Annotated in this window: 13 protein-coding genes; 3 read left to right on the top strand and 10 right to left on the bottom strand. The window is 51.8% G+C overall.

The annotated features are described in order from the left end of the window. Window positions 1–64 precede the first annotated feature (64 nt). Window positions 65–979, bottom strand: coding sequence for a site-specific tyrosine recombinase XerD (gene xerD / locus HKN79_04200; protein NNC82757.1), 915 nt, complete (start codon window positions 977–979; stop codon window positions 65–67). A 38-nt stretch (window positions 980–1,017) separates the two neighbouring features. On the opposite strand from xerD, the gene aroQ reads away from it, so the two are divergent. Together aroQ and yidD are read left to right on the top strand one after the other, a co-directional pair. Continuing rightward, window positions 1,018–1,446, top strand: coding sequence for a type II 3-dehydroquinate dehydratase (aroQ, locus tag HKN79_04205; protein NNC82758.1), 429 nt, complete (start codon window positions 1,018–1,020; stop codon window positions 1,444–1,446). After that, window positions 1,440–1,664: a membrane protein insertion efficiency factor YidD gene (yidD, locus tag HKN79_04210; protein NNC82759.1), complete on the top strand. Its 225-nt coding sequence runs from the start codon at window positions 1,440–1,442 to the stop codon at window positions 1,662–1,664. Before aroQ ends, yidD begins: the two co-directional genes overlap by 7 nt. Here yidD and HKN79_04215 read toward each other — a convergent pair. Both HKN79_04215 and tpx read right to left on the bottom strand, forming a co-directional pair. Then, window positions 1,646–2,083, bottom strand: a complete 438-nt coding sequence (locus HKN79_04215; protein NNC82760.1) for a hypothetical protein — start codon at window positions 2,081–2,083, stop codon at window positions 1,646–1,648. The genes yidD and HKN79_04215 overlap by 19 nt on opposite strands. 47 nt (window positions 2,084–2,130) lie before the next feature. Further along, window positions 2,131–2,628, bottom strand: a complete 498-nt coding sequence (gene tpx / locus HKN79_04220; protein ID NNC82761.1) for a thiol peroxidase — start codon at window positions 2,626–2,628, stop codon at window positions 2,131–2,133. Between the two features lie 109 nt (window positions 2,629–2,737). Between tpx and HKN79_04225 the strand changes: the two genes are divergently transcribed. Beyond that, window positions 2,738–3,769 carry a sterol desaturase family protein gene (locus HKN79_04225; protein NNC82762.1) on the top strand — a complete coding sequence of 344 codons (1,032 nt, stop codon included), beginning with the start codon at window positions 2,738–2,740 and terminating at the stop codon, window positions 3,767–3,769. Here HKN79_04225 and HKN79_04230 read toward each other — a convergent pair whose 3' ends face one another. The 7 genes from HKN79_04230 to HKN79_04260 all read right to left on the bottom strand — a co-directional run. Further along, window positions 3,770–4,486 (bottom strand): hypothetical protein, encoded by a 717-nt coding sequence (locus HKN79_04230; GenBank protein ID NNC82763.1) that lies wholly within the window; start codon window positions 4,484–4,486, stop codon window positions 3,770–3,772. 53 nt (window positions 4,487–4,539) lie between these two features. Further along, window positions 4,540–5,166 (bottom strand): hypothetical protein, encoded by a 627-nt coding sequence (locus HKN79_04235; protein ID NNC82764.1) that lies wholly within the window; start codon window positions 5,164–5,166, stop codon window positions 4,540–4,542. Between the two features lies 1 nt (window position 5,167). Further along, entirely contained in the window at window positions 5,168–6,763 is a 1,596-nt protein-coding gene (locus HKN79_04240) for a S26 family signal peptidase (GenBank protein NNC82765.1), read from the bottom strand. Continuing rightward, window positions 6,760–7,470: a 4-hydroxy-tetrahydrodipicolinate reductase gene (dapB, locus tag HKN79_04245; GenBank protein ID NNC82766.1), complete on the bottom strand. Its 711-nt coding sequence runs from the start codon at window positions 7,468–7,470 to the stop codon at window positions 6,760–6,762. The genes HKN79_04240 and dapB overlap by 4 nt, the downstream gene beginning before the upstream one ends. Window positions 7,471–7,493: 23 nt before the next feature. Continuing rightward, window positions 7,494–8,012, bottom strand: coding sequence for a hypothetical protein (locus HKN79_04250; protein ID NNC82767.1), 519 nt, complete (start codon window positions 8,010–8,012; stop codon window positions 7,494–7,496). A 3-nt stretch (window positions 8,013–8,015) separates the two neighbouring features. After that, window positions 8,016–8,918: a ParB/RepB/Spo0J family partition protein gene (locus HKN79_04255; GenBank protein ID NNC82768.1), complete on the bottom strand. Its 903-nt coding sequence runs from the start codon at window positions 8,916–8,918 to the stop codon at window positions 8,016–8,018. Next, a partial coding sequence (locus tag HKN79_04260) for a ParA family protein (GenBank protein ID NNC82769.1) occupies window positions 8,911–9,150 on the bottom strand: 240 nt, incomplete at its 5' end. The genes HKN79_04260 and HKN79_04255, both read right to left, overlap by 8 nt.

The raw sequence follows: 9,150 nt of genomic DNA on the forward strand, positions 1-9,150 counted from the left end.
CTAATCATCTAATCATCTAATCATCTAATCATCTAATCATCTAATCATCTAATCATCTAATCATCTAATCATCTCCCCCTCTTTCCAAAGGATGAAAATCGATGATCGCGGAGCGCAGGTATTCTCGGTCCAGATGGGAATAGATCTCGGTAGTAGTGATGGATTCGTGACCGAGCATTTCCTGTACGGCCCGGAGGTCGGCACCTCCTTGTACGAGATGGGTGGCAAAGCTGTGACGGAAGGTGTGGGGGCTCACATTCTTTCGGATACCGGCTTGCTCGCAGAGTTTCTTGATGATATTGAAGACCGAGACCCGACTGATCTTCCGGCCGTGATGGTTGAGGAATACATGGTCTTCGAATCCCCTCTTCAGATCACGGTGCACGCGGTCATTCTCCAGATAGAGCTTCAGATGCTTGACGGCCTGTCCACCGATGGGGGCGAGTCGCTCCTTGTCTCCCTTACCGATGACCTTGACAAAGCCCTCTTTGAGATGGAGATTGCTGACGAGGAGCTCACAGAGCTCGGAGACCCGCAGTCCACATCCATAAAGCACCTCGAGCATGGCCCGGTCTCGGGTAGCCTGAGGGCGGGAGAGATCGATGGTGGCCATGATAAGGTCCACCTCCTCTATGCTCAAGGTCACCGGCAGTTTCATCCCGATCTTGGGGGCTTCCAGCAATTCGGAAGGGTCTTCGCTGATGAGTTTTTCGAGTAGGAGGTATTTGAAGAAGGCCTTGATACCCGAGATGATACGGGATTGGCTCCGACTGCTGATGCCTTGGGGCTGCAGGGAGGAGATGAATTGCTTGAGATGCTCGAGAACGACCTTCTGAGGAGAGACACCGCCCGCCTCTTCTTCGATGAAGTCGGCCAGTTTCTGCACGTCCATGCGGTATGCGGTCAGGGTATTGGGCGAGAGTCCACGCTCCAGCTTGAGGTGGTTCTCGAATCCGCGTATCTCTATCTGCCAGATCATCCCTACAAGCTTAGGGGATAAATCACGTCCTTTGCGCCATGCGTATCGCGATTATCAACGGACCCAATTTGAATCTATTGGGAAAGCGTGAGCCGGATATTTACGGAGAAGAGGGCTTCCGGTCCTTTCTGGAGAGACTGCACGCGCAGTTCCCTCAAGTGGAGTTCAGCTATTTCCAGAGCAATGTAGAAGGGGAGCTCATCGATGAACTGCATCGGGTGGGCTTCACGGTGGATGGGATTGTATTGAACGCGGGTGGTTATACGCACACCTCGGTGGCCATCGGGGATGCAGTGGCTGCGATCGAGAGCCCGGTGATCGAAGTTCACATCTCCAATGTGCATGCCCGCGAAGAGTATCGCCATCAGTCCCTCATGGCCAAGCACTGTCACGGAGTGATCACGGGATTCGGACTGACATCCTATACACTGGCGGTACAGGCTCTGACTACAGAAGAAGCATCGTGAAGAACTTGCTATCCGATCTGCTCATTCTGCCTATCCGCTTCTACCAATGGGCTATTTCTCCTCTTTTGCCTTCCAGCTGTCGCTACACACCTACCTGTAGTCACTATGCAGTGGAGGCCCTACGAAAGCATGGACCTGTGCGGGGATCCTGGTTGGCGCTGAAACGCATATCACGCTGTACGCCCTGGGGAGGATCGGGTCACGACCCCGTACCCTGATCGATGCTGTTGCCGCAATGGCGGTCGCGATGTTCGAAGAGCTTGTGCAGGAAATTGCGCATCGAGTTCTCACTGCTCCTGCATTTCACTTTCATGAATTGCCCACCTCCGTGTATGGACCAGGAGCTACCGTTCTGATAGATACTCAGATGGTGATAGGCCACCGGCCATACAAAGACATTCAGATTGCTCTGGAAATGGACCAATATCCCTTTGGGCCGGAGTTCGATGCTGCAGTAGACCATCTGATCGGTGCGTGCCAGCCGTTCGAGTATGAGCGGACTGCAGGCATGGATGAGCAATCGGGGCGATCCCGAGCCGTTCATACGCACTTTTTGGAGCAGGCTGAATGAAGGTCCTGTCAGGGCATCGATGGTCTCTAGGACCTTCTTTGGGCGATAGGAGATATCATATACCATCGTCTATCAGACAGCCATGAAGGAGCTACTGCTCCTCATGATTGTCTTTAAAGTACGGCCATGGCCGCATCGTAGTCGGGTTCCTGACCGATTTCGGGCACCTGCTCGCTGTGTAGGACCTTGCCATCTTCATCCACCACGATGACCACTCGGCTGTGGAGTCCATTGAAGGCGCCATCGGTGATCGTCAGGCCATAGTCCTTGCCGAAATCCCCTGTACGGAAGTCGCTGAGCATAATGACGTTATCCAAACCCTCGGCCCCGCAGAATCGCTTCTGAGCGAAAGGCAGGTCGCGTGAGACACAGAGCACTTGGGTATTGTCCATCTGAGAGGCCAGTTCATTGAATTTACGGGCAGAGGCTGCACACACCCCGGTATCGACACTGGGGAAGATATTGAGCACAACCCGTTTTCCAGTCAGGTCGGAAGAGGAGAAGTCGGTCATGTCATCGCGTACCAGTTGGAAGTCAGGAGCTTGTTGTCCTTGAGAAGGAATATCTCCGATCGTATTGCAAGGGTTTCCACCCAATGTTATTGCTGCCATTTTGTTCTTTTTGTGTGGCGGAAGATACGAAGTGTGAGCACCTTGAAATTATGCACAGCATTTGGTCGGGTCGTGTATTATGGACACTTTCGCAGTTCAAATTTTCTAGATGCGAGAGAATCCTGTCTATTTCGAAGCACTGGCTGCATCCTTGGAAGGTCTGAATATCGTGAAAGCAGCCGCTATTCCTATGATCTCACTGGTCGTTCTGGAGTGGTTGCTCAGCTATTTCAAGAAGAAGGATTACTACGATGGATTGGATACCGTGTCGGCCACCTTCATCGGATTGGTCAATGTGGCCATGTCGGCCGGACTGAAGTTCCTCACATTCGGGGTCATTCTATTCTTCTACAATCTGGTGCCGTGGAATCTAGGGCCGAGTTGGAGTGAGGTCTCCTTTGCCCAGCATTGGTGGGTCTTCGTTCTCTGCATCGTCTGCATCGATTTCTGCAGGTATTGGGCCCACAGGGTGGCACATGAGAATCGCTTCTGGTGGGCTACGCACGTCACGCATCATAACAGTGAGAAATACAATTGGTCGGTATCCTTCCGTCTAGGTTGGACCCAGCATATCAAGATCGTCTTCTTCATCCCGGTCGCTATGATGGGCTTCGATCCGGTGCTCTTCTTCATCTGCCACCAGATAGAGGTCCTGTATCAGTTCTGGATCCATACGGAGTACATCCGCAAGCTACCTGCACCCATCGAGTATATCTTCACTACACCCTCACACCACCGGGTGCATCATGCACGCAATGAGAAGTATCTGGACAAGAACTACGGATCGACCTTCATCATCTGGGATCGCATGTTCGGGACCTTCCAGCCGGAAGAAGAACAAGCGGATTACGGCATCACCAAACCGGTGGGTACCTACAATCCCATCACCCTCAATTTCCATGAGTGGTCGGATATCGTCAAGGATGTGAGGAAGAGCCGTTCATTCAAGGAGGCCTGGTCCATGATATTCACCAGTCCGGCCAAATTGGAAAGCAGGAAAATGAAATTCGCTCAGCGTTATGGCTCGCACATCAACGGTCTGGAGATACATCCAGAAGTGATCGGCCATGACTATGCCGAGAAGGAATTGCGGGAAAGCGCTACGAAATCCGAGCGCAGAGAAGATCTGGTAGAAGCCTGATCAGGCTGCTTTCAAAATCTCTTTCAGAAGTATACGCTTGCTGATAGGCAAGAAAGTCTCTTCATGAGGTACCTGCAGAGTCGAGTGGAATCTGTACAGTGCCGGGTTGGGAAGGTCTTCATAGTCCTTCACCAATGAAAGCTTGACATCATCCACGCACTCATATTTGCTCTTGGTCACCTTCTTGATGAACTGAGAACTGATCGTACGGTAGGATTCATCCGGCTTCTCGATGGACGAGACATCGTATCGGTATACGTAGGCATCGTCTTCCTCATCGTTGGAAAGGATGAAATATCCTTCTGCGGTGTATAGAGGCACCAGACCCACGACATCCATGCGGATGTGTTCTTCTACGATCTCATAGATCTCACGGCCTTCATAGATCGCATCTTCCAATTGAGGCATGGCATAGGCCACGATCTCATTGAGGATGGCCATCAGTTCATCGTCTTGCGAGATACGCTCGTACATGAGCTTCATCGCTTTGATGTCCACACCGGCCATTTCTACAGGGAGATTCTCATCGATGAGTTCCTTGCACTCGATATAGTGCATAAGATTCCTGTAGTGGAATATCAGGTCGGACAGGGTAGGGAAGAGCTTCAGTTCATCGAACTCGTGCTTGCTCCTCTGCAAATACGCTAGTAGTACGTACTTCTTATACTCGAAATCTATCAGATGCTCAGTGAGCCAATCGTGCTTCAGTGTTGCCATACCTCTCGTGATTCAATACTCGATTGATATCTACGAGAAATAGCAGGTGGAGGTTACGAAGTAGGAGGGGCAAAGGACTGTCTCAGCAGATAGTCCGTGCATTCTGGTCCGAGGCAGAAAAGAAGGTCGAGTATGCTCCGATCGGGGACGAAGTCCATTCGGTCTGAGAAGACCTGTATGTATCGTTCATTCTGAAGTCGCCCCGTCTTCATACTCGGTCTCAGATCCACCCCGGGTGTGGATTCGATATAGCGATCGCTCATCCTCAAGGTAGCAGGCACTCCGATGAGCGGTGCGAGAGCCTCATGCAGGACTCGATTGAGATCCACCAGATATTCCGGATTCTGGGAGAGTGCAGATTCTATCGCATCGATATAATGGATGAAGAAAGGGGCTGAACCGTAGGCACTGCGGATGGCCTGCAGGTGCTCATGTTGCCAGTTCCCCGCATAGCTGATACGGATGTCCTTACAGGGGGTCTTGACCCCGCTGGGTCGATGGATAGGGACGCTGAGCGTGAACGGGCCTTGTGAACCTAGCAGCTCGCATCGGTTGCGAAGGCTTTGCTTGACATAGTGCTCATGCAGGTCGATGAGCATATCCTGTTGCACGAGGTGCGCATAGAAGGTGATATTACCGAAATAGGGAAGGGGGGAAACTACCTCGTTGTACTCGGCCACCTCAGTCCACGCCTTTGAACATACGACTGAATCGGATCTTGCCATCGAAGAGGTCGAGCTCCTGATCGAGCGAGAGCCAGACAAAAGAAGGTCGACCTACGATGTGATCCTCTGGAACGAATCCGAAGAAGCGGCTATCCTGCGAGCGATGCCGATTATCTCCCATCATCCAGTAGTAGTCCAGAGTGAAGGTGTAAGAATCAGCGGCTTCTCCATTGATGAAGATCTTCCCATCACGCACAGATACGGTGTTGCCTTCATAGGCTTCGATGGCCCTGCGGTAGAGAGGGAGGTTGTCCAAGGTGAGGTCGATGCTCATGCCCTTGGCAGGAATGAGCAAGGGACCGAAATTATCCCGGGACCAATCATAGTCCGGATGATTGGGGTAGATGGCCCACACGGCCCCTGGATTCCACATGACCTCTTTGGGTCGGATGTCCTTGTACATGGTGTCCACGTAGTTCATGGCACCTAATTGCTCGGCTTGCACATCGGTCAAAGAGACCACATAGGGTTGGATCTGATTCGTCCTGAAGTCCGAGTAATTGATGCCATAGTCCTCCTTCAGTCGGTCCTTCATCACATTGGTGATGGTGGTATTGGTGAAGAGGATGTAATCGTGTTGCAGCCCCGGGATATCGCGTAGTGGCTCGCCATCCAATGTCAGCAGGCCATCGCTGATCTCGAGCGTCTGCCCCGGAAGACCGACACATCGCTTGACATAGTTCTCCTTCTTGTCCTTGGGACGCACCTTGACGGTGAACTGGGGATTGCGCAAGAAGAAATTAGCAGCCGCCTTCTCATAGGATCGGTAGTTCTTCTCGAATTCATTCTGGGTACGGGCCTGTCTGAAACCGAAGTTGCGTTTGTACTGATACCAGGAAGTGACCTCGTCCTCCACGATGACCGTATCACCTAGCGGATAGTTGAAGACCACAGGGTCGGTCAGTTCCACTTCAGACCAGCCCGGTAGCCGGTAGTAGTCGAGTTTCTGCCAATCGAGAAATGAATTGACATTGAGAATAGGCAGGGTATGATGAGTCAGCGGAAAGGAGATCGGGGTCTCGGGGATCTTGGCCCCATAGCGTGCCTTACTCACAAAGAGGTAATCTCCCACCAGCATGGATTTCTCCATGGATGGCGTAGGAATGGTGAATGCTTCAAATACGAAGGTCCTCACGATGAAGGCAACGATGATGGCAAAGAGCAAGGCATCGGCCCACTCACGTGTGCCGCCTTTCTTCCCTTCCTTCCGCCAATTGAGATTGCCGGTATAGGTGATATCCTCACTGAAGGCCATCTTGGGGATGAGGTAGAATGGAGCTACAATGGCCAAAATGGTATTGAGCGTGCCCCGCTGTCCAAAGGACCAGGCCAGCTGCACATTCATAATGATGAGCATGAGGAACTGCACCCCGGGGATGAAGAGGATCAAGGCCCAGTACCACGGACGGCTGGTGACCTTCTGCCAGATGAAGAGATTGTAGATAGGGACCCATCCCTCCCAAGAGGCTCTGCCGGCCTTCTGGAAGAGTTTCCATAAGCTGGCATAGGTGGCGACCACCGTCAGGATCAAAAGGATTGCAGGTATGCTCATAATGCGTTATTCATGGATCCGATGACATCGGATATGGTGAAGACTCCGCTACGGCCGATCAACCATTCGGCCGAGACCACCGCTCCCAGGGCGAATCCTTTCCGATTCTTCGCGGTATGCTTGATCTCTATCGTATCGATGTCGTTCTCCCATGTAATGATATGGGTTCCGGGCACCTCGGGTTCACGTTTTGAGATTATGGGTAGAGTTCCTTGTTCAGTGGATTCATGATTCTGCCAGCGGTCATAGGCAGGATGTTCTGAGATCAGGTCCTGGGCCAGACTGATGGCCGTTCCACTCGGGCTATCGAGTTTTTGAAGATGGTGTGTCTCCTCCATCTGCGCTCGGTAGTCGGGATGCGGTGCCATGGCCCGAGCCAGTCTGCGACTGACATCGTAGAAGAGGTTCACGCCCAGGCTGAAGTTGTTGGCATGGACCATGCTTCCCCCTTTCGAGTTTACCATATTCGTCACTTCCTCGATACGTTCTTTCCATCCCGTGGTGCCTGTGACTATGGGTATACCTTGATCCATCGCTCTTTCGATGTTGGGAATGACCGCTTCAGAACGTGTGAATTCGATGATGACATCGGCCCGGGACCAGGTATCTCCCGAACCCGCACTGAAAGCGATGGAGTGACCGCGTTCTTTGGCGATGGCCTCTACCATGCGGCCCATCTTCCCGTAACCGACTATGCCTATCTGCAAGGGTTTGCTCATAGGGTATGAATTTAGAATTGTAAGGCCAGATGTAGACCCACACCTGGAGAACTAGTAGATACAAAAGGCATTACCTGCATGCTCAAGTCCTCATCCACATCGAAATAGAAGAGGTGGGCATCCACATGGGCATCCAGTATCTGTAGTCCGTAGATGGCACCTATTGCCAGATAACTCAGATCGCGCCAGTTCTTGTATTGATCGATGATGTCGTTCAACTGCGTAGAGGTGAATGAGGTCTCATTGACCGTATTGGGATCATCGTCCTGGATGGCGATCAGATTGTTTTTGAAATAGCGGATGTTGTCCAGGTTGTCATTGAGATAATAGATGGAGAGCGCGAAGCCTCCATAGATGATCGGGAGCTTCCAGTATTTCTTGTTGTAGACCTGCCCTGCACCCGGGAGAGCGGTGGAGAGAAGTGTGGCCTTCTTGGGAGAATGTAAATATGAACTATCAGTTGAATTAGACTGACATAAAACGCTGGACGACAGCAGTATAAATATAAGAAAAAGAGGGATTCTAGTCATTCATCAGATGTCCAAGGAATGGGCGATATCACGTAGCTCGTCATCGTCCTCGAAAGGTATAACGATCGATCCCTTACCATTCTTATCCATCTTCAATTTGATCGATTTCCCCAGCAATCTCGACAAGCCACTTTTGAAGCGCTGCTGCTCGAATGAGAGACTCGGTCGACCGGGACTTTTGGGCATGACCTTCTTGCTCGCATCCTCTTCACCGCGCACCAGTTTCTCCACATCTCTCACAGAGAGTCCTTCCGTCTGGATACGCTCATAGACCTTGAGTTGCTCTTTCTCGCTTTCCAATCCCAGAAGCGCGCGTGCATGTCCCATGGAGATGCTGTTGCGCATAAGACCGCTCTGGATCTCTGCAGGGAGTTTGAGCAGGCGCAGGTAGTTGGTGATCGTACTGCGCTTCTTACCCACTTTGATGCTCAATTGCTCCTGAGTGAGGTCGCATTCTTCGATCAATCGCTGGTAGGAGATCCCTACTTCTATGGCATTGAGGTCTTCACGCTGGATGTTCTCCACAAGCGCCATCTCGAGTACAGTCTGGTCATCGGCAATCCGGATGTAACAGGGCACACGCTCCAGACCTGCCGCTTGAGAAGCCCTGAACCTGCGTTCTCCTGAGATGAGTTGATACTTCCCGCGACCGAGCTTTCGCACCGTCAAAGGCTGTATGATGCCGTGTTGCCTGATGCTACCGGCCAATTCCATCAAGGCCTCCTTGTCGAACTCTGTACGCGGCTGGAAGGGGTTGACCTCGATCTCACTCAGCGCAATCTCACTGATACTGCCCACCGTCTCCGGATTATCGGAAACAGATCCAGCACGTGACATCATGATGTCTGTATCGGCATTCTCCAGAAGGGCGCTCAGCCCTTTTCCCAAAGCGGGTTTCTTACTCATCTTCAAACGCGATTATCCGATCTTCCTCTGAGAGCTTGGTCATTTTGTTCTTCTGCAGGATCTCCCTGGCCAGATTCAAGTAGTTGACCGCCCCTTTACTCGATGCATCGTGCATGATGATGGTATTGCCATGGCTCGGTGCCTCGCCCAATGTGGTGTTGCGATGGATGACCGTATCGAACACCATCTGCTGGAAGTGCATCTTGACTTCTTCTACCACCTGATTGGCCAA

The sequence above is a fragment of the Flavobacteriales bacterium genome, from assembly GCA_013001705.1.
Taxonomy (GTDB): Bacteria; Bacteroidota; Bacteroidia; order Flavobacteriales_D; family JABDKJ01; genus JABDLZ01.